Origin of the sequence: Dickeya chrysanthemi NCPPB 402 (assembly GCF_000406105.1) — a bacterium.
Lineage (GTDB): Bacteria > Pseudomonadota > Gammaproteobacteria > Enterobacterales > Enterobacteriaceae > Dickeya > Dickeya chrysanthemi.
This window is the reverse complement of the sequence record NZ_CM001974.1, coordinates 1,298,902-1,320,338: the sequence shown is the minus strand read 5'-3', so window position 1 is coordinate 1,320,338 and position 21,437 is coordinate 1,298,902. Positions and strand designations below refer to the sequence as shown.

Genomic DNA, 21,437 nt, shown 5'->3' with positions numbered 1-21,437 from the left:
CGAAGCTGTGAATGCGAGGGTGTGCCGTTTAGCATAACGATCCGCCCCGGTAATCAGGCGGCGCACACCGAACATCACCCGTTCAATGGCTCCAGCCGCCCAGCACATTCAGCACCAGACCCATCGCGCCACTCACCGCCAGCCAGGGGCCAAACGCCAGCGGTTGCTGCATGCTGAGGCGGTGTATCCGCCGCCACAATAACGTCGCCGTCAGACCGGTCAGCGAGGCAATCAACACCAGATTGGGCAGCGCCTGCCAGCCCAGCCAGGCTCCCAGCGCCGCCAATAGTTTAAAATCGCCATGTCCCAGCGCTTCGCGTCCGCTCAGCAGACGAAATGCCCAGTAAATCAGCCACAGCGACAGATAACCGGCCACGGCACCAACAACAGCTTGTTCAAGCGGCACAAAGGTATCCGCCAGGTTAAACAATAACCCGCCCCATAGTAGCGGTAATGTCATCACATCGGGCAGTAACTGTGTTCGGGCGTCAATCGCCGCCAGCGCCAGCAATATGCCAAAACACAACAATGCCCCCAGCAACGCCAACCCCGGTTGCCAGAGTAAGCCGGCCAGCAGAAACGATAACCCGGACAGCAATTCAATTAGCGGATAACGCCATGACACCGCGCCGCCACAACAATGCGCCCGCCCACGCAGCCATATCCAGCTCAGCAACGGAATGTTGTCGCGCATACGCAGTCGCTGATGGCAATGGGGACAGGAAGAAGGCGGCCAGCAAAGATCATAACGAGCAAGCGGCCTGCCAGCCGGTAGACCAAGGTGAAAACGTGCCTCCTGCCGCCAACTCCGCTCCAGCATGAGCGGCAGCCGATAAATCACCACGTTGAGAAAACTGCCGATAATCAGGCCCAGCAACAACAGTGCGAGCAGCCAGACACGCGGGAATGTGTTGGCAAAGGCGATCAGATCCATGTCGTTCTCCCATTCCGATCCCTGATGACCCGGTATGCTGACACAATATATTCGCCCCTGCCAGACAGGCAGGCAACGGGCGTCGTTTTTTGCGCGCCAGCGCGCAGACTGGCTGATTATCGATGACGGCTTCGCGCTACGCGATGCGCCTGCCTGATATCCGGCAGGACAGCCATTGCGCCGATTACAGCACCCGTTCCAGAGACAGGCGGGTGACTTCTACGATACCAGGGCTGTTGGGAACGGCCGTCACATCTATCCCTTGGGTGATGACGCCGTTTTTCTGCTCCAGTTCAGCCAGCCAGTGCAGCAGATTATTGAAATCGCTACGGGCCAGCGTCACCGACACCTGCGACTCCTGCGGTTGCATACGCAACACGGTAATGCCGTAGCGGACCGCGCTTTGCGGCACCAATACCGTCAGGCTGATATCGCGACCGGCTATCTGCCGCCGCGCACCTTCCGGCGGCGGCAATCGCGGCGCCTGTTGTTGCATCCACCGCACTGTCTGGCGCTCACGTTCGACAGTCATTTGCCATTGCCGCGCACTCTCCTGCCAGGGCGCCCAGATCAGATAATACAACAGGCATAACACGACCAGACCGCCACACGCCAGTGCCATTAGCCGCTCGCGTTGGCTCATTACCTGCCAGCGACGACGCAATTCATTCATGGCTGACTCCTTAAGGTTAACTGGCCTTCCACATGATCTTTTTCCTGCTTCATTTCACCCGGCGGGATCTGGAAATATGCCTGAGCCTGCTGGCGGAACTGTTCCATCTGCGCATAGGAGGTGGCACGCAGGCTGAGGCGCAACTCATCACGACTGCGATCGTACGACAGCGACTGCAACGAAACGCCTTCATTCTGCGCAACCAGTTGTTGCAGCCGGTTCATCTGTTCGGTTAACGCGAAACCACTGACGCCGGCACGCACTTCCTGTAAATGACGCTGCATCTGTGCGCGTGGGTTCACCACCTGTTTCTCATCCGGAAACAGCTTGCGATACACCCGCACACTCTCCTGACGCCAGTAATCCGCCTGGCGATACCACTGATAATGCGTCCAGACGGATTCCCCCAGCACCAGCAACAGCCAGGCGGACAGCGCGATCAGCACATTGCGCCACGGTAACAACGCCTGTTTCCAGGGCTTCACCGGCGCATACTCCCCTTGCCGCAAATCCATACTCATCGACAAGTTCACCTGAGCCGCCAGCGTCAATAAATCCGTGACCGGCTGAGGCTGCCAGGTGAGTGCCGACGCGGGTACCGGGCTATAACAGTGTACGGCAGGCAGCGGCTGAAAGCCGGCCAGCAGCGACTGATACCAGTTCTCCTCCGCCGCCATACCGATACCCGAATCCAGCCGAAACAACCACAGATTCCGGTGGCTGATGGCGCTCCAGGCGCTGTCCGCTCGCGGCAATGCCATCACATCCGGCACCACCGTCTCTACGGGAACGCCCAGCGTCTCGCATTGATTCAGCCATGCCCGCAATCGCGATTTCTGCACCACGGCCACCGTCGCGTTATCCCCATGCATATCCATAACGGCAAAATGCAGTTGGTCAATATCGCTCGCCACCTGCTCTTCCAGCATGAATGGAATGGCCTGTAATAATTGCCGGCGTGATTGACGCGGCAAAGACAAGGTATGAAATGTCACATCGGTTGACGGCACCAGTACTCGTGCCGATATCACCGGATAATCCGCCAACACCGCCTGAAGGCTTTCCAGCGTTCCGCTGCCTGTCGTCAGGGTTTGATGGCGGCTGACGGACCAGATTAACCATTCCAGGCTATCTGAAGTATCTGCGCTCAGCCGCAGAATCAGTTGCTGTTTACCGCTGGTATTCTCTGCCTTACTCATGGGTTCACCGTCCTATATCCCCCGTACTGACGTTGTACCACCTCGATCTGTTTACCGCGATGAAACAGACTGCGTTGATAGAATTCACTGTCGTCCACCCGAATCTGAATGTCGGCGAAGAACCAGTCGCTCTTGATAACCAACACCTGACGAGCGCCATTTTTGCCGCTTTCCGGCAGCGCCGACATTCCCATAAAATCATTAAGATTGCGCCATCCCTGCGGCGGTCGTTGTTGCAAAATACGCTCGGCCATATCCAGACTGATATCGCCCATAAATAACGCCGATAATAGCGGCGCGCTGCCCGGCATCAGGGTGTTGACGTTAATCGCCAGTTTATCCACCGGCAACACGCAAACGTAAGGCAATAACCGGCGGTACAACGCCGCATCCATGCCCATGACCGCCCGTAATTCCGTAACGTCCGTCATACGCTGATTACCGGGATGAAAATTGACATAGCTGTCATCCTCCGCCCCATTCATCAACGGTTCGCTATCTTCGTCGAGCCAATCCCGTAAGGCGTCGGTTATACGCTCCGCCTGCTTAGGGTCTTCCCCCAGTACGATCATTAACTGCCGAAAAACCTGTGCCGCATAAGGCACTTGCTCAGAAGTGCCGACTTTGGGCGGCTGAGGCGAATTACCGTTGCCGCTACTGCCGTTAGCCGCATTGTTATTACCGGATGTGTTATTACCGGATGCGTTATTGGGCGTCAGCTTTCTAGCCGGGCTCAACGCGTTCAGATTGAGACATGCCTGCCCGTCCAGCGCCTGAGCACGAATTTCAGTGCCGTCCGCCATCATCTGGTGATCCACTTTTGACCAGGGCTGACCGATAAAGGTACTCTCCGGCGAGGCCTGCGCGTCACGCTGCAATACGTTGGAAATCAACGCCTCTGCGCCTAATGCATACCAACGCGCCTGGGTACGATTCAACAGATTGCTGGTACGCTGCCACGCTTTGCCGCTGCGCTCGGTAATAGACGCCGCAATCGTGACCATCAACGACAGCATCAGCATCACGATCAACAAAGCGACACCCCGTTGCCGACGACTCACGAGTCACCTCCGCCGTTATCATCCGGCGAGGCCTGACTCTGATCGCCGGACGAATCGTTATTTTCCTGTGGTTGCTGCTCCTGATTCTGTTGGTCCTTATTTTCGTCGCTGTTATTATCGTTCGGACCGCCTTTGGGTTGCGGCTCCGCGTAGCGCGGCGTGATCAGGAATATACGGGTAATCTCGCCGTAATCGCGTAAGGTAACAACGATAGCGATACCTTGCGGCAGATTGGCCGGGTCATCCCAACGCTCCTGCCAGCCGTCCTTACCGAAAAAGCGCAGAACAAACCCCGTCACGCCGGTTAACACCGGGCGTACCGCCGGTTCCTGCGTCGACAGCGGTTCCGAGGAATCGTAAAACAGCCGCTCCAGCGTATCGCCGCGTAGCCGGTATCCCACCCGCTGTAATTCAGAACGCGGCATAATCCCCAGAGGGTTGAGCCAGCCGTTGCGAATAAAACTGACGGCCCAATCGGCACTGCTTAATTGATAACGCTCGGCGTAAAACCCCAGCTCATACCCTTGGCTGCGGCGCGGAACGATTTGTGAAAAATCCCGCTCCATCAAGGAAAAACCGCGTTGCAACTCGGCCAGACGCGCCTCTTTACGCGCAGACGCCTCGTCATTGCGCATCACACCGTTCATCACCTGCGAGGCAGCCAGACTCAACGCAGCGAAAATCGCCAGCGCCAGCATCACTTCCAGCAGGGTAAAACCGCGTTCAGGCTGCTTCACTGCGCAGGTTCTCCGGGCTGGACCAGATAACTGCGCAAGACGGCATCCGCCGCCCGGCTGTCGCGATCATGACGAACTTCAACATCAATTGCCCGCACCCGCGTATCCGCCGTGGCGATGCCCTGAATACGCCAAAACCACAGTGAACCGGCGAAATTCACTTCACCATCGACCCATTGGCTCTGCGGCCACTGTTTTTCCAGCCGCATCGCCGCCTGTTGATTTTCTGCAATCCAGAGTGCGAAGGTCTTCTCTTCCAGGCGCCCCAACCCATTCGCCTGCTGAGCCGTCGTTTTCAGCACCGTCAAACCCGCCAGCGCAAAGATGACCAGTGCCACCATCACCTCAAGCAACGTCATTCCCTGTTGTTTCATCCCTTACTGCTCCGCTTCCGGCGACGTGTGCACCTGACCGTTGGTATCCACCTGTAACCAGGCGGAATCGTTGCCATTACGCAAGGTCAGACGAAATGGCGTCACTTCGCCGCCCGGCAGAATCAGAACATGAGGATCGCCGTTGCCTGGGGAAAAACCGGTGCCGTCTCCCGCGGCCCCGACTTGTGTAGACAGCTCGATGTGAAAGCTGTCCGGCAACTCGCTGGGAACCGACATGCGGTACGGTTGCCACGGTATCCAGACATAGCGCAGACGCTGTTGTTCTTCCGGCGAATTCTCCACCACCTGACGCTGTAGCAAGGCGTATTGCCAGCGGTGAGGCTGAATATAAATGCCCAGAATATGGTCATTCATCTGGCTGTCCTCTACCGCATACTGCAATTGCGCTTTGAAGCGGGCGATCTGCCAGCCGCTATCCTGCTGCTTCGGCGCAGGAATCGCCATCATTACCAATGTGGCGGCCACACCGGCCAGCAACACCACCAGCATGATTTCCAGCAGCGTGAATCCCCGCTGACGCACGATCAGGGATTCCCGTTACCGTTGCCGCCATTGTTGTGCGCGCCGTTGCCGACATTCCAGTTGCCGATGTCGTCATCGGTATCCGGCATGCCGTCCGGGCCATAGGAGAACACGTCTATCTTGCCGTGGCGGCCTGGGCTAACCAGTTGATATTCCGCGCCCCACGGGTCTTGCGGTAAACGACGAATATACCCATCCTGCGGATAATTACGCGGCTCCGGCGGCGTGGTCGGTTTTTTCACCAGCGCTCCCAGCCCCTGCTCGGTTGTCGGGTAACGGCTGTTATCCAGTTTGTACATGTCCAGCGCGCTCTCCAGCGCCACTATGTCGCTGACGGCTTTCTGCTTGTCGGCTTTTTCTTTGTTGCCCATCAGGTTCGGGACAACCAGACTGGCCAGTACACCGAGAATGACGATGACCACCATAATTTCCAACAGGGTAAAACCTCGCTGACGTCGTTCCATCTTTTCGTTACCTCATTAACGTATCAATCTTCGCTACATACTCATTAGGGTATTCAACTGCAGAATCGGCTGGAGAATCGCCAGCACGATAAACAGCACAATGCCGGCCATGCTCACCACCAGCAGGGGTTCGAACAGCCCCAGCACCAGCGTCATTTGAGCGCTGAATTCACGATCCTGGTTATCCGCCGCGCGGGTTAACATGCCGTCGAGCTCGCCGCTGCGCTCGCCGCTGGCGATCATGTGGCGCATCATCGGCGGGAACAGCGCGGTTTGCTCCAGCGCCTTATGCAGGCTCACGCCTTCACGCACGGCATCGGTCGCTTGCCCCAGCCGAAAACGGGCATAATCGTTGGTCAGTACATCGCCACTGATACGCATCGCCTGTAATAGCGGCACGGCGCTGGAGTTAAGGATGCTCAGGGTGCGGGCATAGCGGGCGGTGTTCAGGCCTCGGGCAACACGCCCGACGACGGGAAGGAACAATAAACGGCGATGAAAAACGAGGCGGTGTTTTTCCTGACGCAGTAATACGCGAAATCCCATGATCGCAAGCACCAGTAATAGAACCACCCAAGGCCCGTAGGTTCTCACTGCATCGCTGGCGCTCATCAGTAAACGGGTGGACAACGGCAGCGCTTGCTTCATGTGAATAAACTGTTCGACAACCTTCGGCACGACGGCAGACAACAAAATCGATACCACCGAAATCGCCACCAGGGTCAACACGCAGGGATAAATCATCGCCTGCTGAATCCGACTGCGCATCTGCTGGCGCTGTTCGGTGTAATCCGCCAGCCGGTTCAGCACGGCATCCAAATGACCGGACGCTTCGCCCGCCGCGACCATCGCACAATACAAGCGCTCAAAACTGCCGGGAAAATTCCCCATCGCCTCGGCCAGCGAATGCCCTTCCACGACCTTGGCGCGTACCGCCGCCATCAGCGCGCTCAGTTTCGGTTTTTCGCTTTGCTTAGCGACTGCGTCCAGCGCTTCTTCCAGCGGCAGAGCCGCCGCCACCAACGTCGCCAGTTGACGAGTCAACAACGCCAGATCGCTGGCGCTGATACGATGCGAACGGCCAAATGACAGAGAAAAACCACTGCGGGGAGCCGCCTCACCGCGCTGTTCCTCGATTTTGACCGGCACCAACCCTTTTTCACGCAGCAGTTGACGCGCGTGACGGGCTGAATCCGCTTCCTGCATGCCCTGACTTTTTTTCCCTGGGCATTTAATGCCTGATACTGGAACAGCGCCATGTCATTCCTCTTTCGTTACACGCACCACCTCTTCCCAGGTGGTGATGCCCGCCAGAACCTTGTCCAGCCCATCCTGACGAATGGTGACCCGCTTAGCGCCCAGCATCCGGGCGATACCCAGTTCACTTTCGCCACGATGAATAGCGGCGCGCACTGTATCGTCGATTAGCAGTAATTCATGAATGCCGGTACGGCCACGATAACCGCTGTAATTACACTTTTCACAACCGCCGGGATGGTAGAGCGTAGTGCCTGCCGCCAGGCCGGTTTGCTCCGCTTGCTCGTGATCGATGGTGTAAGGCTGGCGACATGATGGGCATAGCGTACGCACCAGCCGCTGCGCCAACACTCCCAGCAGCGATGTGGACAACAAGAACGGCTCGATGCCCATATCCTGAAGACGGGACAATGCGCCCAACGCGCTATTGGTATGCAATGTGGATAACACCAGATGGCCGGTCAACGATGCCTGTACCGCAATTTGCGCCGTTTCGCCGTCACGGATTTCCCCCACCAGCACCACGTCCGGGTCCTGACGCAGGATCGCACGCAAACCACGTGCGAATGTCATATCGACTTTAGGGTTAACCTGAGTCTGCCCGATGCCTTCCAGCTCGTATTCAATAGGATCTTCCACCGTCATGATGTTGCGTTCGGCAGAATTGAGGCGGCTCAATGCCGCATACAGGGTGGTACTTTTCCCCGAGCCCGTCGGGCCGGTCACCAAAATAATGCCGTGCGGACGATGGATCAGCGTATCCAACTGACGGCGATGGTGCTCGGCCATCCCCAATGTTTCCAGATCGAGCCGGACGCTGTTTTTATCGAGCAGACGCAATACTACGCGTTCACCATAGTTGGACGGCAGGGTCGAGACACGCACGTCAATCGCCCGCCCGCCGATACGCAGCGCCATACGGCCATCCTGCGGCACACGTTTTTCGGCGATATCCAGTTTGGCCATCACCTTGATACGGGATACCAGCAAAGACGCCAGTTGACGCTGCGGGCGCAAGATTTCCCGCAACACGCCATCAATACGGAACCGAATCAGCAAATGGCGCTCAAACGTTTCGATATGAATATCCGAAGCCTTGTGTTTGATGGCTTCGGTAAGCATGGCGTTAATCAACCGAATAATCGGCGCGTCATCTTCGCCATCCAGCAGATCATCGCTGTCCGGCAGCTCTTCGGCCAGCGTATAGAAATCGATATCGTTACCGATATCCTCCATCAGGCGGCGCGCTTCTTCGGAGTCGCGCTGATAACGCATCACCAATTGCCGTTCAAATTCCTCCGGGCTGACCTGGCTCACCGTCAACGCCACCCCTGCAACCCGGCGTACTTCCAGTAACGCCAACGCAGGCGTCTCAGGGACACAAACCACCTCCGCCGCCGAGGCCGACTCATCCTGCAGCAGCAGAATTTGCTGAGCCCGGGCAAACGCAAACGGCAGTACCGGCCTCAGTTCGGATGTGTGAACGGGCTGATCGCTCATCGCCCCTCCGGCTGATAAAACGCGGAGATGGACGATTGCACCTGCCGGAAGGTGTAGGTATTGCCACCGGATAAACGCAGAGTGTTGTTGTCCAGCACCGAGTTACCCTGACCACGCTGCTGTTGCTGCTCGTTGTTGAAAGAATTGTATTTGCTAATCGATGCCTGCTGATACTGCTGGGGGTCGCGAATAATGGTCGGACGCAGGAACAGCATCAGGTTGCGTTTGCTCATCGTCTGGGTTTTCGAACGAAACAGGCTGCCCAGCCACGGAATATCGCCCAGCAACGGGACTTTGTTATTGGTTTCAATGGCGGTTTTATCCAGCAGGCCGCCCACGACTACGGTTTCGCCATTGGTGACCATCACGGCGTTGTTTACAGTACGAGTGTTAAAAGTCACCCCCAGGGAACTGTTGCTGCTGCCATTGCCTTCCGCCACACTGGAGACTTCCTGCTCAATTTGCAGCAACACCGAATCGCCTTCGTTGATCTGCGGTTTTACCCGCAGTTTGATGCCGACAGTCTTACGCTCTACGGTGTTAAAAATATTGTCTCCTGAACCAACCGTCGTTTGCGACCCCGTCAACACCGGCACTTCCTGCCCCACATTGAAGGTCGCTTCCATGTTATCCAGCGTCACAATACTTGGCGTCGCCAACACGTCGTTTTTGCCGTCGCTGGACAATGCCGTCAGCAGCATGGACCAGTTGCCACGATAAAAACCGGCAGTAATGCCATTGAAGTTACTCAATGCACTGGCATACGCCGTCGTCAGCGTGCCGTCGCTGCGGAACTGATCGGTTCCGATCATTGCCGTAGAGATCGGAATGCCCGTATTGGTGAACTGGGTCATCCCTGCGCGTTTGTTGGCCCACTGGATCCCCAGATTCAAGCCATCGGCATCCTGAATCTCGGCGATGATCGCCTCTACCAGCACCTGCGGACGGCGAATATCCAGTTGATTAATCACCTGTTCCAGATCACGCATGATATCGGGCGGAGCTGTAATGATCAGCGAGTTGGTCTGATCATGAGCGCGTACCGTCACCTCTTTGCCCTGGATCACAATCGTCCGCCCGCCCGAACTATTGGCCGAGCCAAACGCGGAACCAAATCCCATACTGGAACTGGAGGATGATGACGATGAACCACTGCCGGAACTACTGCCGGATGAGCTGGAGTTACTATTGTTTAACGTGCTGCTCGAACGCGTTGAGGAAGGGCGCGATGAGTTTGTCGACGATGAATTACGATTACCGCTGGTCCCATTACCGGCCAGTACTTCGATCAGATCCAACGCCTTGGCATACTTAAGATAGATAACCTTAGTCCCACCCTGCGCCACCTGCTTGCGATCCAGTTGGCGGATCATCTCCACCGCGCGCTGGCGGGCGTTTTCTTCGCCGCTGACCACCACCGAGTTGGTACGTCCATCCGCCACCACATTGGCCAGCATGGTGCTTGGCAATGCGTTTTTCTCGTCGGTCTTGTTGAGATCGTTCACCAATTTGGCGACATCTTCCGCCGATGCGTAATTCAATGACACGGTGATCATTTCACGATCGCCGGTTTTGTCCACGGTATTGACGATATCGACCAACCGCTTGATCACCGCCGCACGCCCCGTCATCAGCAGGACGTTGGACGGTTCATAGTGCACTACCGTACCGGCACCCGCGTTATCGTTAAGCTGGCGCAACAACGGAGCCAAATCCCGCGCCGCCACGTTGTTGAGCGGCACGACACGGGTCACCAGTTCATCGCCGACGCCCGGTTGTTCGTTATTAGCCAGAGGAATCGACGACGATTTAGCATCTTTGGAACGGATGACTTTCAGGACGCCGTTATCCATCGGCACCACCGAAAAACCATACACATCAAGGACACTGAGGAAGAACTGGTAGTATTGTCCTTCGTCCATCATATCGTAACTGCGCACGCTGATAGTACCGCGCACCGTTGGGTCGATAATCACCGTTTTGTTCAAATTTTTACTGACGGTGTTGATGAACTCCTGAATATCGGTTCCTTTAAAACTGGCTGAAAATTCAGCAGCCCAGCCACATGGCGAGCCAAGCAGGAGAACGGTTAAGCCCAGCCACCCCCAACTTTTTTTTATCCCTTTGCCAAGCACGTTACTCGTCTCCCCCAAATTCCATATAAATATCCTGACGCTGTCCATCCCGCTCCACCGTCAGGGTAAAGTTATGCACATCCGCCATGCGCTCCATGGCTTTTTTAGCTTGCTCTTCGTCACGCAAATCCAATCCATTCAGGGCCACAGCCATGTCGTTATCCTGCAGCCCGACGCGATAGAACGAATCGCTTTTCGGCCCCGGATTCAATCGGTACCCATGAAGTTTGTTGTCGTTCATCACCGGGGAAAAAGAGACGTAATCGCTCATGGTGGTGGAAGCACGCTGCTGAAGTTGCTCGTTTAACTGCGCACCAGATACGCCGTCTGCGCTATTTTCTTCCTGGTTGTACAGTCCCAGCACTTCATAACGCCCCTGATACTGCAACACCACCTTATCAGGCCGGATCGATACGATTTTGGCGTTATAACCAGGAACCTCTTCATTGACGCCACGACTAAACTGTTCGTTGTCTTTACTGATGATGGCGATGGAGCGGGCGGTATCGTCGCCCACCATCACGCCGGTCAGTGAAAGATTCAGCGTAGAAGGGGGTAAATTACTCATTTGCGACGCATCCAGCGCACCCGATCTATTTTTTTCGGGAGACACGCCGAATAACGTGAAATCATTCAGAGTGACGGGCTGCTGCCGGGCTTGTGCCGGGGTGATCTGCACACTGGCGACCGGCGAATTATCAGGCAAGCCGACACGCCAGAAAATCATTGCCAGTTGCTGACAAAAGAGCAGCATCAACAGATAAAATAAAATCCGTCTGATGACAGACGGAGATAACGGTGGCAGTTTTGAGATATTCATCTGCAAACATTATCCCTATGTGTTCGCCGATTATCCTTGCCACGTCCGTAAACGTGGAATAAGGGCCATACAGCACCATTTTCGAAGAAAAAAATAGTACTTCTGCATTTGTTGTCGTCTTAACGCCGCATCGACTCTATAAATCACCGGCACGAACAACGAATGACGCTTTCAAACTGACTTGCCGGAAAGGCCACAAACGCGCCATCATCATATTCATGAGCCGACCGTTTTCAGTCGGCCACTGCCTGCGCTAAACCTGTCTGCAATCGTGTTGCTGGCTGACAGGCATCCTGTTTATACCCATCATACTTCAAGTTGTAGGTTCGTTGGCTTTCCTTGCTCACCCCAGTCACTTACTTATGTAAGCTCCTGGGGATTCACTGCGTCGCCGCCTTTCTGCAACTCGAATTATTTTGGGTATATGCCAGGCAAGAAGCACGCAATATCATCGTGCCGGATAGCACTAAAACCATCAACAATATAACTCAGGTTAATGACAAGACAATCCCCCGGTCAGCAACCATTTTTCCCACTATTTTCCAATAACCCCGACGCAACCCGTAACGTTGCTATTGCCGCAGTTTGTCGGGCATAGCGAAAATATTCCGCGATACAAGAAAATCACATTCTATTTACATGCCCATTTCCTGTATGACCGATATTGCCGACTTACACAAAAATAAAACGCTGCCGCAGCAAATAACGTACCGCTTTTTACCTATACCCGTCATACTTCAAGTTGCAGGTGTGTTGGCTTTATTACTCGGCCCATCCCTGGGCCTCGCCCTACGGGCCGCAGCGAGCTGCGTTCAAATCTGCTCCCGGCAGATTTGTCGTTCACCCGAATCACTTACCTGAGTAAGCTCATCGGGATTAAATGAGAGACATCCTGTCTCTCACCAGAGGCCAGCCGTTGGCTGGTCAAATTCGTTCCCGACGAATTTGTCTCTCTCTTGCCGCCTTCCTGTAACTCGAATTATTTTGGGTATATAACAACCCCGAATTGCAGGTTTCTTTATTTTGATACCCGGTTATCGATGCCGGGATAAAAGGCAATAACCACTCTGTCAATGAATCAATAACACAAATATCTGAGGTGCACGGGCTATTTAATCACCTGGCGTTATTTGTTGTTACCTGTACTATATCCCATTGCCTCTTTTGATTCTTTTATGTACTGGCAAACAGAAACAGCAACATTAGGATAGTAAAACACCGTTTCATTAAAACATATTCCCGTTTTTTTTTGCGACCGGCCTCAAACTTTTACCGGCATTAATGATCAGCGTAATAGAATGTTGTCGAAATGGCTGTTAGGTCACATAAATGGGATGAAGCGTTGATTATTGCTTTTCATTCCCTGAAGAATAAGGCTTTTGCACTCCAGTTAAAGTCGGTCTGGTATGTTCAGGAAGAGCATCAGGTTGCATAACGTTTTGAGGTAAGACGTGAAAAATACACCGGAAGTAACATCACCCTCCCAGACGGGTTACCGTATCCCCGGCTATTTGCTGGTTGTCTATGCACTACTGCTGTTTACGTTGGGGTGGTTCGGCCATCAACACTGGATGGATATCCATTCGCCTTCCGTTCCCGTCGCAACCGTTGCGGCGTTACCGACGCCGCCTGCCGTACCCGCAACGGCAACACCCGAAAAACCTGTCGATGCCACGGCTTCACTTCCCCCTCAGGCTACAGAGCCGCCGGAGGCTGCACAGGAAAAAGCACCGCCGAAATCGTCAGTGGGCTGGCAAACGGCCAATCCCGGCGAACTGCCCTACATCGCCTTCAGCGCACATGTCTATACGTCCGATCCGGATAAACGCAGCGTCACGCTGAATGGGGAACGTTATCGGGAAGGCGATACACCGTATCCTGGGCTGATAATCGAGCAAATTGAACAGGATATGGTGATCTTCAGCTTTGATGGCGAGCCGTTCATTCTGGATTCACTACAGGATTGGCCCGGCGGAAAACCGGGAAGCGATGCCGATGACGGCAGTACACCGCCCCCGTCCAAATCAGAGAAAACCGTCAGAACAACGAAGAAGTAGCACAGCAACTGCACGCCATGCAGTTGCCTTTTCCTCAGCGGACGGTACGCATGGCGTCAAGGAACGGCGTCATGCTGCGGTTGAAAGACGAGCATTGCGTTGCCTTCGGCGTGCCGTCTTTCAGCAACCCTTGATAGAGGTTTTCGCTCAGTTGCGGTAAAGATTGATAACGGGTGGTATCCCAGCCTTTTTTCGCCGCTACACTCATCGCCGTTTTCAGGATAGTACCGTCGTCCGGCAAGTCACTGCGCTCACACTGTACGCGAAGATATTTACTGGCGGCGACCAATGATGCCAGTTGACCGATTTGCTCATTGACCGACACGCTGGTTGCACTGCGGGAAGCGCTGTTTTTCACCGGTGCGGGCGCTTGACAGGCCGCGAGACTCAGACAACAAACACTGAAAAACACCACTTTTAACGAAGATACATGCATGACTCGACTCGTCTTATTGATTAAGTTCCATCTCTGGGATACCCGATATGGGCATTTGCTTAGCAAACCATTATCCCTTTGTCGCCACAAGGGGCGACAAAGGACGGCGTGATCAAACCATCAGAAAAATATTTCTGCAACTGTGCACTACGGCTTAAGCGCCTTTTTTATTGCCAGGCAATACGCCATCCGCCCGAAACATGGCTTTGATTCCGCGCACCGCCTGCCGAATACGATCCTGGTTTTCGATTAGCGCAAAACGGACATGCGTATCGCCATAATCGCCGAACCCGATACCGGGCGACACGCAGACTTTGGCTTCCGCCAGCAGACGTTTGGCAAACTCCAGCGACCCCAACTGTGCGTAGGCATCAGGAATTTTCGCCCACACATACATTGACGCCTTAGGCTCATCCACCATCCAGCCGGCTTCATGCAAACCTTTCACCAGCATATTACGGCGCTGGCGATACTGTTCGGCAATATCGCGCACACATTGCTGATCGCCTTCCAGAGCGGCAATCGCCGCGACCTGCAACGGCGTGAATGTGCCATAGTCGTGATAACTCTTGATACGCGCCAGTGCACTCACCAGCTCCGGGTTACCCACCATGAAACCAATACGCCAGCCCGCCATGTTGTAGCTTTTCGACAGCGTAAAGAACTCTACGGCAATCTCTTTAGCACCAGGAACCTGCATGATGGACGGCGCTTTCCAGCCATCATAGACGATATCGGCATAGGCCAAATCGTGCACCACCAGCACCCCATAGCGTTTAGCCAGTGCCACAACCCGCTCAAAAAAATCCAGTTCAACACACTGTGCCGTTGGGTTTGACGGAAAGCCGAGAATCATCATCTTAGGCTTGGGAATACTTTCGCGGATCGCCCGCTCCAGTTCGTTGAAGAAATCAATACCATCGATTAGCGGTACTGAACGCACCTGTGCGCCGGCAATCACGGCTCCGTAGATATGAATGGGATAACTGGGATTCGGCACCAGCACTGTGTCGCCATGATCGAGCGTCGCCAGCATTAAATGCGCCAACCCCTCTTTAGAACCGATGGTGACAATCGCTTCGCTTTCCGGGTCAATCTCTACCTGATAACGATCGGCATACCAGCGGGAAATCGCCCGGCGTAATCGCGGAATACCGCGAGACGTAGAGTAACCATGGGTGTCTTCACGTTGGGCTACCGCGCACAGTTTCTCAACAATATGCGGCGGCGTAGGGCCGTCCGGATTGCCCATACTGAAATCGATAATGTCCTCGCCCCGACGACGAGCAGCCATTTTCAATTCAGCGGTAATATTAAAAACGTAAGGAGGGAGACGATCGATGCGCGTAAAACGGCGCGGAGAATTAAATTCAGCCATAGAATCCTCAGGATAACGTGAGCGCCCGGACCGTCCGAGCGACGCCTGACCCGCGAAACGGGTCGTTATTCACCCTATCCCAGTTAATCGGTGCTGTCGATAGCGATAGATAATTATTTTTTAACCGCTATAAATGCGGTTTATCCGCCGATTTTTGCAGTAAATCACCTGTCCAGAGGAATAACTTTTGATAACTCACCGTCGCCAATATCAATGAAATATTTTTTTCCTGTGAGAGACTGTTGCGACACCCTTTCACCCAACCGGGGAAATCAGTATCTTTATGCGCGGTTACGACGCGCGACAATCTTTGCCCCCAACGCCTACAACTGCTGCTTGCTGGCAGAACTGCCCGTCCGATTCCTGAATTTCCCCCATGCCTGAAGCCGCCGCGCCCCATCAATACGGCGTCGCAGCATGGTTTTTGCCCGACATTGTTTAAGGAGCGTTGTCATGCAGCGTATGGTTTATGTTGATGGTCAGTATCTGCCGGAATCCCAGGCGACTATTTCGGTATTCGATCGCGGTTTTCTGTTTGCCGATGCCGTATACGAAGTGACATCCGTCATTAACGGCGGGCTGGTCGATCTGGACGCCCATCTGGTGCGATTACAGCGTTCCTGTCGCGAACTTGCCCTATCGGTGCCGGTGTCAAACGACGAACTTACAGTCATCCACCAGCAGTTGATCGAGCGAAATGCGTTGCGGGAAGGTTCGATTTACCTTCAGCTCAGCCGCGGCAACGGCGGCGATCGCGATTTTTACTTTCCATCGACCGATGTCAAACCCACGCTGGTTCTGTTTACTCAGGCTCGCCCTATTATTGCTCACCCTAAAGCGGAGACAGGGTTATCCGTGGTCACCTGTCCGGATATCCGCTGGCATCGCCGTGATATCAAAACCGTCAGTTTATTAGCGGCTTGTATGGCGAAAGAGTATGCACATGCCCAGCAGGCTGACGATGCCCTGTTAGTCGAGAATGGTTTCATCACCGAAGGCACATCCTGCAACTGTTACATCGTGCGGGAAGACAATACCGTAGTCACTCGTCCATTGAGTCACGACATCCTGCACGGCATCACCCGTCAGTCACTGCTGGCACTGGCGGAACGACAGCAGATCACGGTAGAAGAACGGCCATTCACGCCGGAAGAAGCCTGGCAGGCACGAGAGATATTCATCACATCCGCTACATCATTTGTTTTGCCGGTGGTAAAAATCGACGGCCGACAGGTGGGCGACGGCAAGCCGGGGCCTGTTACCCGCCGCCTGCGTGATATCTACATCAAGATGGCTCACGCCCAGACACGCTAACGCCCACACCAGAAGACCGGCTGTTACTAAATGGAAAGCCGGTCTGTTTCCTGCGGCTACCGACATACTCTCTGCCGGTAGCCTCGCTTTACTGTCTGGGTAACGCTTCTGTTTGTAGCGCAGAAATATCTACGCTGCTTTCCAGTACCATTTTCTGCGGTACCGCCAGAGGAATATTGTCCGCTCTCAGCCGCTTGATGATATCGAACAGCAGATCACTCTTGGCCGACGCCACCATGCGAGGGCTACTGACATACCCCGTCACACTGAGCACCATACCGTTCGGCATCAGTTGACTGAACATCACCGACGGTGCCGGGTTTTCCAGAATCTTTTCATGCTCATCATAGGCATCCAACAGAATGCGTCTGACCATTTCCGGATCAATATCCAACGGGAAAGTGAGCACCAGCGTTGCCACCCCCTGAGGATTTCCCATGGTAATATTGCGCACATTCTGCGAAATAAACTGAGAATTAGGTACGATCACGGTAGATCGATCCCCCAGTTGAATTTCCGTGGCTCGCACATTGATGCGCCGAATATCCCCTTCTACACCACTGATGTTGACCAGATCGCCGACCTTAACCGGCCGCTCCGTCAGCAGAATCAACCCTGAAATAAAATTCTTCACGATCTCCTGCAAACCAAAACCAATCCCTACCGACAGGGCGCTCACAATCCATGCCAGCTTGTTCCATTCGATTCCCAGCGTCGCCAGCGTCAGCAGAATTATCAGGATGTAGCCGATGTTGGAGTACAGCGTCACCAACGACGCTTTGATACCGGCTTCCAGGGTCGTTTTCGGGAAAAAGTCGTGTTCCAGCCAGCGGCGGGACACTCGCAGGCTATAAATACCGATAATCAGCAAAATCACAGCGTTGACCAGATGAGCCGGCACAATACTGATGGACTCAAGTCCTTTCCCACCCCAGATTTCCACGATTTTCTGTACCAGCTCAACCGGTGTGGTGGAACCGAAGGTACCGTTCAGCAAGGCGACGACGGCCATCAAAAGCAGCAGGACTTTCAATCCGGCAGACAAAATGGTCGCAGCCTGATCCAGATGACGATCATCAAGATTCAGCGTTCGCTTAATCTGCCGACCGCTGGCAAATGCCGGTGAAAACAGGCTTTCACACACATCTTCAACAAAGGTCGTCGCCAGATACAGCAAGGACAGCACTATGCCTACCCACACCAGCTCATACATCAGAAAACGTGCCAGCGAGATATAACCCACCAGCAGCGATACCAACACCGCCAGCGTAGTCAACAGAACAGCAAGATGAATCAACCCCGCCAGCGTTGAACGTGTTTCAGGCGCCTCGCCGGCTTCCACAATACGCCGACGAATCTGATCACTGCGTAAGGCTATGGCCCCGGATGTCAGCGCCAAAAACAGTGATGACAGTCCGTTACCCACCACCGTCACGCCGACTGAAATACCGCTTACGGTATTAACCTGCTCAATCACGCCAAAAATGACGATAAAGCTGGTGGCAATCACCGAAAACGGCTCCATCGCTCGCGCCACGGGATTCGCAATCGCCGGTAACCGCCAGGATGGGCGCTGATTAGAGAGAAAAGCCCGTCCGATACCGGAAATCATGGAACAGAAAACAACCAACCTGACCAGCCCCTCGATGAATCCTTCGGCGCGATCGGTTACGTCGCCATGACGAGTGAAGACATAATCCACCAACAGGATCGCCATCCCCATCATCAGTACAGTGGAAAACACCACGGCGATAGCCAAAAAACTGCGTCTCAATCGGCCTTCAGGCAACAAGCGGATACCGGCTAACGCCAGATACTTCTCCAGTAGTTTTCGTCCCACCGTGCCCAGCGCCGCAGCCAGCAGCAGGAAAAACACCGAACCATAACGCCAGTCGGGTTTCCAGGCGGCGACGAAGGCCTCGCTCAGGTCATCTTTCAGATCCGATAGCCGCTCGATATCTTCCTGTAGCGGCTTGATAATCGGCGACCAAAAACGGCTACCGAGAATACTGCCGGAATTAAGCGCCAGTTGGTTTTTCAGCACATTACGGCGCAAAGCCAGAATCTGCGTCGACAGGTTTTCAGCGCCGGTTTTAATCGCCTGTACCTGGCTGGCCTGGGCATCCAGCTTTTGTTTCTGTTGATTGAGTGAGGCCCGTTTGCGGGTAACTTCCGCTGTTTCATTCACCGCCGCCTGAGGTTGCGGCGCAGGCCCCAAGACGTCCAGTTGAGCCTGTAATTGCGCACGCATCGGCGTCAGAACGCCGGCGAGCTTATCCGCACTGGCAACCAACTCCAGCGTCGTATCATTGAGTACATTGAGTTTGGCGTCGGTGCCCGCACCGGAAACCTGCTGTTTGATACCGTCCAGTTGCTTTTGCAGCTTCACCAGTTCGGTATCCACATTCACTTTTTCCGTCGTTTCTCCCTGCGCATCCGGCGCGGAGTCCGTCGCCGCAACACTGAGCGAACTGAAAGCCAATAACGCCATCAGCAACATACCACTGCAAATCCTGAATAACCCTTTACGCATACACTAAATGTGCCTCTGGTACTGTCGGCAACCGGCATAACCACGTCTTAATACCCGTTACCTGTAGAATGAAAACAAAAGCCTGCATTAATTACCTGCAGACGAGTGGTAATAACTTACTCAGCAATGGCGGTAAAACTCAAACAGATATCGCCGAAACTGTTCCGATTGCGATACGCATCCAGCAGGGAGTGATCTCTTTGCATCAATAACAACAGATAATACGACAGTTGTTCAGGGATTCGCCGACCGCTCTGAATCACGCGCCAATTCATTGACTCATCAGTGATGCCCGGTATAATCCAGCCCACATCGCCAAGCGACTGTTTCCCGTCAAGGCGCCCTTAGCTCAGTTGGATAGAGCAACGGCCTTCTAAGCCGTAGGTCACAGGTTCGAATCCTGTAGGGCGTACCATTTTAAGTTCTCCCAGACTCTACCGAATTCAACAAAACCCCGTTATATTCATTGATACCACTAGGATTTTCTGTCGCTGAGGTCAACCCAGCAAGCAGGCCATGTGCGCTCGACAGGTTTGATACTGGTGACGAACAATGTCCGTGAGTTTGAATGCGTGCCGGTGGCTGCGTGTAGAGAACTGGTTAGCCAATAAGCCTTATGAGGCTTGTATGCAGAACTGTACAACAATAGAGTCTTTTCGTTTATTTCGCACTTTTCGTTTATTTCGTATAATCTATCTTAAACCGCTTTTGGCATCGTTCAAGCTGAAAGCGTAATCACTAATTGGCTGACTAACGCACTGAAAATGGAATACCAAAGATGACACACTCAATTCCTGATAGCCTGAGCCTTCCGGCTCCAAATGAGATTGAGGCAGCAGTTCGCGGGCAAAGGGAACTTGCTGCCTATCTCTCCACAAAGGTGGAAACACAAAAAATCTTGATTCAGGACGCCGAAAACAACACCCGCCAGATCGAATTGCCAACGTCTTCACTGAAGCTGCTGATGTCAATTCTAGGCGAGCTGGCTATGGGGAATGCGGTTCAGGTTGTTCCTGTACATGCAGAATTAACAACGCAGGAAGCAGCTAACATTCTCAACGTCTCACGTCCCCATATGGTGAAACTGTTGGAAGAGGGGAAACTGCCTTTTCATAAAACCGGTCGCCACCGTCGCGTGCTTTTCGCGAACCTGATGGAATATAAACGCCAACGGGATAATGAAAGCCGTAGCGCAATGCAGGAACTGACCGACCATAGCCAGAAGCTTGGATTTTACTAATGACTCATACACCTTATCCTGTTGTGTTAGATGCGTGTGTCATTTATCCATCTCTCCTGCGGGATCTCTTAATTCGCTTAGGGCTGACAGGGTTGTACCAGCCTAAATGGACCGTCGTCATAGAGGATGAGTGGAAACGAAATTTATTGGCAAATAGACCTGATCTATTGCCCGGGAATGTCTTGCGAATCAGTGAACTGATGAATAAGGCGCTTCCTGATGCGCTGATCACAGGGTTTGAATCGCTCATTCCGGGCATCATTCTTCCAGACCCCGATGATCGGCATGTGGTTGCTGCTGCTGTTCGCGGTAACGCCGAAACCATTGTTACGTTTAACCTGAAAGACTTTCCTCGTCAGTCGCTCAACAGCCTCGGTATTGAAGTTTTGCATCCAGATGACTTCATCATAGATCTGTTCGATTTAAACCGGGCACTTGTGTTATCTGCTGTCAGTGAACAGCGCCGTTGCATGAGGAAACCGCCAAAATCAGTCGATGAATACCTTGAAGCTCTACTTCGGCAAGGCTTGCCTCAAACCGTAAAAGCATTGAACGATTTTTACACCCTTATTTAGTCTGCCTGGTGGCTCACCGCTTCGTTACCAATAACGAGTTTATGTACGATATTCAAGTCAGACCTTCATATATCAAGTCTATGCGTGTAGAGAATTCAAGCAATTAAAGCCACATGCATCCATTACTCAAAAAAATATGCAATTCATTAATTTATGCTGTTAACCTGCATAAAAATCCAGCCAGAAAGGTTTGGGGGCCCATTTGGG

General features: G+C 53.7%; 19 protein-coding genes, 1 tRNA gene and 1 pseudogene. 6 read left to right on the top strand and 15 right to left on the bottom strand.

All coding sequences use genetic code 11. From position 1 onward, the window contains the following. Window positions 1–82: 82 nt before the first annotated feature. The gene (locus DCH402_RS06055) at window positions 83–934 is read right to left on the bottom strand and encodes a prepilin peptidase (RefSeq protein WP_040000329.1); all 852 of its coding nucleotides are present in this window, start codon (window positions 932–934) and stop codon (window positions 83–85) included. A gap of 34 nt (window positions 935–968) precedes the next feature. Here DCH402_RS06055 and DCH402_RS23245 point away from each other — a divergent pair, with 34 nt between their 5' ends. Beyond that, a complete protein-coding gene (locus DCH402_RS23245; protein WP_264085426.1) occupies window positions 969–1,091 on the top strand; it encodes a hypothetical protein in 123 nt (40 codons plus the stop codon). Between the two features lie 27 nt (window positions 1,092–1,118). On the opposite strand, the gene gspM is transcribed toward DCH402_RS23245, so the two are convergent. The 11 genes and pseudogenes from gspM to gspC form a co-directional block, all read right to left on the bottom strand. Continuing rightward, a complete protein-coding gene (gspM, locus tag DCH402_RS06050) occupies window positions 1,119–1,607 on the bottom strand; it encodes a type II secretion system protein GspM (RefSeq protein ID WP_040000328.1) in 489 nt (162 codons plus the stop codon). Continuing rightward, window positions 1,604–2,806 (bottom strand): type II secretion system protein GspL, encoded by a 1,203-nt coding sequence (gene gspL / locus DCH402_RS06045; protein ID WP_040000327.1) that lies wholly within the window; start codon window positions 2,804–2,806, stop codon window positions 1,604–1,606. The genes gspM and gspL overlap by 4 nt, the downstream gene beginning before the upstream one ends. Next, complete coding sequence (gene gspK, locus DCH402_RS06040) at window positions 2,803–3,867, bottom strand: type II secretion system minor pseudopilin GspK (protein ID WP_040000326.1); 1,065 nt, start codon at window positions 3,865–3,867, stop codon at window positions 2,803–2,805. Before gspK ends, gspL begins: the two co-directional genes overlap by 4 nt. Next, window positions 3,864–4,604, bottom strand: coding sequence for a type II secretion system minor pseudopilin GspJ (gspJ, locus tag DCH402_RS06035; protein WP_040000325.1), 741 nt, complete (start codon window positions 4,602–4,604; stop codon window positions 3,864–3,866). Before gspJ ends, gspK begins: the two co-directional genes overlap by 4 nt. Then, window positions 4,601–4,978: a type II secretion system minor pseudopilin GspI gene (gspI, locus tag DCH402_RS06030; RefSeq protein WP_012769044.1), complete on the bottom strand. Its 378-nt coding sequence runs from the start codon at window positions 4,976–4,978 to the stop codon at window positions 4,601–4,603. The genes gspJ and gspI overlap by 4 nt, the downstream gene beginning before the upstream one ends. A 3-nt stretch (window positions 4,979–4,981) precedes the next feature. Further along, entirely contained in the window at window positions 4,982–5,521 is a 540-nt protein-coding gene (gene gspH / locus DCH402_RS06025; RefSeq protein WP_040000324.1) for a type II secretion system minor pseudopilin GspH, read from the bottom strand. A 2-nt stretch (window positions 5,522–5,523) separates the two neighbouring features. Continuing rightward, window positions 5,524–5,985, bottom strand: a complete 462-nt coding sequence (gspG, locus tag DCH402_RS06020; protein WP_012769042.1) for a type II secretion system major pseudopilin GspG — start codon at window positions 5,983–5,985, stop codon at window positions 5,524–5,526. Window positions 5,986–6,018: 33 nt separating this feature from the next. Beyond that, window positions 6,019–7,244, bottom strand: a pseudogene (gene gspF / locus DCH402_RS06015) (type II secretion system inner membrane protein GspF). Between the two features lies 1 nt (window position 7,245). Further along, the gene (gene gspE / locus DCH402_RS06010; protein WP_040000323.1) at window positions 7,246–8,742 is read right to left on the bottom strand and encodes a type II secretion system ATPase GspE; all 1,497 of its coding nucleotides are present in this window, start codon (window positions 8,740–8,742) and stop codon (window positions 7,246–7,248) included. Next, on the bottom strand, window positions 8,739–10,877 hold the full coding sequence (gene gspD / locus DCH402_RS06005; protein WP_040000322.1) for a type II secretion system secretin GspD: 2,139 nt from the start codon (window positions 10,875–10,877) through the stop codon (window positions 8,739–8,741). The genes gspE and gspD overlap by 4 nt, the downstream gene beginning before the upstream one ends. A gap of 1 nt (window position 10,878) precedes the next feature. Then, window positions 10,879–11,697: a type II secretion system protein GspC gene (gspC, locus tag DCH402_RS06000; RefSeq protein WP_012769038.1), complete on the bottom strand. Its 819-nt coding sequence runs from the start codon at window positions 11,695–11,697 to the stop codon at window positions 10,879–10,881. A 1,451-nt stretch (window positions 11,698–13,148) separates the two neighbouring features. On the opposite strand from gspC, the gene gspB reads away from it, so the two are divergent. Then, the gene (gspB, locus tag DCH402_RS05995; RefSeq protein ID WP_040000321.1) at window positions 13,149–13,754 is read left to right on the top strand and encodes a type II secretion system assembly factor GspB; all 606 of its coding nucleotides are present in this window, start codon (window positions 13,149–13,151) and stop codon (window positions 13,752–13,754) included. A gap of 34 nt (window positions 13,755–13,788) precedes the next feature. Here the strand turns inward: gspB and outS are convergent, their stop codons facing one another. Continuing rightward, complete coding sequence (gene outS, locus DCH402_RS05990) at window positions 13,789–14,190, bottom strand: GspS family T2SS pilot lipoprotein variant OutS (RefSeq protein ID WP_040000320.1); 402 nt, start codon at window positions 14,188–14,190, stop codon at window positions 13,789–13,791. A gap of 154 nt (window positions 14,191–14,344) precedes the next feature. After that, on the bottom strand, window positions 14,345–15,568 hold the full coding sequence (alaC, locus tag DCH402_RS05985; protein WP_040000319.1) for an alanine transaminase: 1,224 nt from the start codon (window positions 15,566–15,568) through the stop codon (window positions 14,345–14,347). A gap of 453 nt (window positions 15,569–16,021) precedes the next feature. Here alaC and DCH402_RS05980 point away from each other — a divergent pair, with 453 nt between their 5' ends. Beyond that, the gene (locus tag DCH402_RS05980; protein WP_040000318.1) at window positions 16,022–16,882 is read left to right on the top strand and encodes a D-amino-acid transaminase; all 861 of its coding nucleotides are present in this window, start codon (window positions 16,022–16,024) and stop codon (window positions 16,880–16,882) included. An 88-nt stretch (window positions 16,883–16,970) separates the two neighbouring features. On the opposite strand, the gene DCH402_RS05975 is transcribed toward DCH402_RS05980, so the two are convergent. Continuing rightward, on the bottom strand, window positions 16,971–19,415 hold the full coding sequence (locus DCH402_RS05975) for a DUF3772 domain-containing protein (RefSeq protein WP_040000317.1): 2,445 nt from the start codon (window positions 19,413–19,415) through the stop codon (window positions 16,971–16,973). A gap of 338 nt (window positions 19,416–19,753) precedes the next feature. On the opposite strand from DCH402_RS05975, the gene DCH402_RS05970 reads away from it, so the two are divergent. The 3 genes from DCH402_RS05970 to DCH402_RS05960 all read left to right on the top strand — a co-directional run bounded on the left by DCH402_RS05970 (window position 19,754) and on the right by DCH402_RS05960 (window position 21,230). Then, window positions 19,754–19,830: transfer RNA gene (locus DCH402_RS05970), tRNA-Arg, on the top strand. Window positions 19,831–20,193: 363 nt separating this feature from the next. After that, on the top strand, window positions 20,194–20,655 hold the full coding sequence (locus DCH402_RS05965) for a helix-turn-helix domain-containing protein (RefSeq protein WP_040000316.1): 462 nt from the start codon (window positions 20,194–20,196) through the stop codon (window positions 20,653–20,655). Continuing rightward, window positions 20,655–21,230, top strand: coding sequence for a PIN domain-containing protein (locus tag DCH402_RS05960; RefSeq protein WP_040000315.1), 576 nt, complete (start codon window positions 20,655–20,657; stop codon window positions 21,228–21,230). Before DCH402_RS05965 ends, DCH402_RS05960 begins: the two co-directional genes overlap by 1 nt. Window positions 21,231–21,437: the final 207 nt, after the last annotated feature.

Coding starts and splice junctions, on each gene's coding strand:
- DCH402_RS06055 (WP_040000329.1), bottom strand. CDS start 934: ATGGATCTGATCGCCTTTGCCAACACATTCCCGCGTGTCTGGCTGCTC.
- DCH402_RS23245 (WP_264085426.1), top strand. CDS start 969: ATGCTGACACAATATATTCGCCCCTGCCAGACAGGCAGGCAACGGGCG.
- gspM (WP_040000328.1), bottom strand. CDS start 1,607: ATGAATGAATTGCGTCGTCGCTGGCAGGTAATGAGCCAACGCGAGCGG.
- gspL (WP_040000327.1), bottom strand. CDS start 2,806: ATGAGTAAGGCAGAGAATACCAGCGGTAAACAGCAACTGATTCTGCGG.
- gspI (WP_012769044.1), bottom strand. CDS start 4,978: ATGAAACAACAGGGAATGACGTTGCTTGAGGTGATGGTGGCACTGGTC.
- gspG (WP_012769042.1), bottom strand. CDS start 5,985: ATGGAACGACGTCAGCGAGGTTTTACCCTGTTGGAAATTATGGTGGTC.
- gspE (WP_040000323.1), bottom strand. CDS start 8,742: ATGAGCGATCAGCCCGTTCACACATCCGAACTGAGGCCGGTACTGCCG.
- gspC (WP_012769038.1), bottom strand. CDS start 11,697: ATGAATATCTCAAAACTGCCACCGTTATCTCCGTCTGTCATCAGACGG.
- outS (WP_040000320.1), bottom strand. CDS start 14,190: ATGCATGTATCTTCGTTAAAAGTGGTGTTTTTCAGTGTTTGTTGTCTG.
- alaC (WP_040000319.1), bottom strand. CDS start 15,568: ATGGCTGAATTTAATTCTCCGCGCCGTTTTACGCGCATCGATCGTCTC.
- DCH402_RS05980 (WP_040000318.1), top strand. CDS start 16,022: ATGCAGCGTATGGTTTATGTTGATGGTCAGTATCTGCCGGAATCCCAG.
- DCH402_RS05975 (WP_040000317.1), bottom strand. CDS start 19,415: ATGCGTAAAGGGTTATTCAGGATTTGCAGTGGTATGTTGCTGATGGCG.
- DCH402_RS05965 (WP_040000316.1), top strand. CDS start 20,194: ATGACACACTCAATTCCTGATAGCCTGAGCCTTCCGGCTCCAAATGAG.
- DCH402_RS05960 (WP_040000315.1), top strand. CDS start 20,655: ATGACTCATACACCTTATCCTGTTGTGTTAGATGCGTGTGTCATTTAT.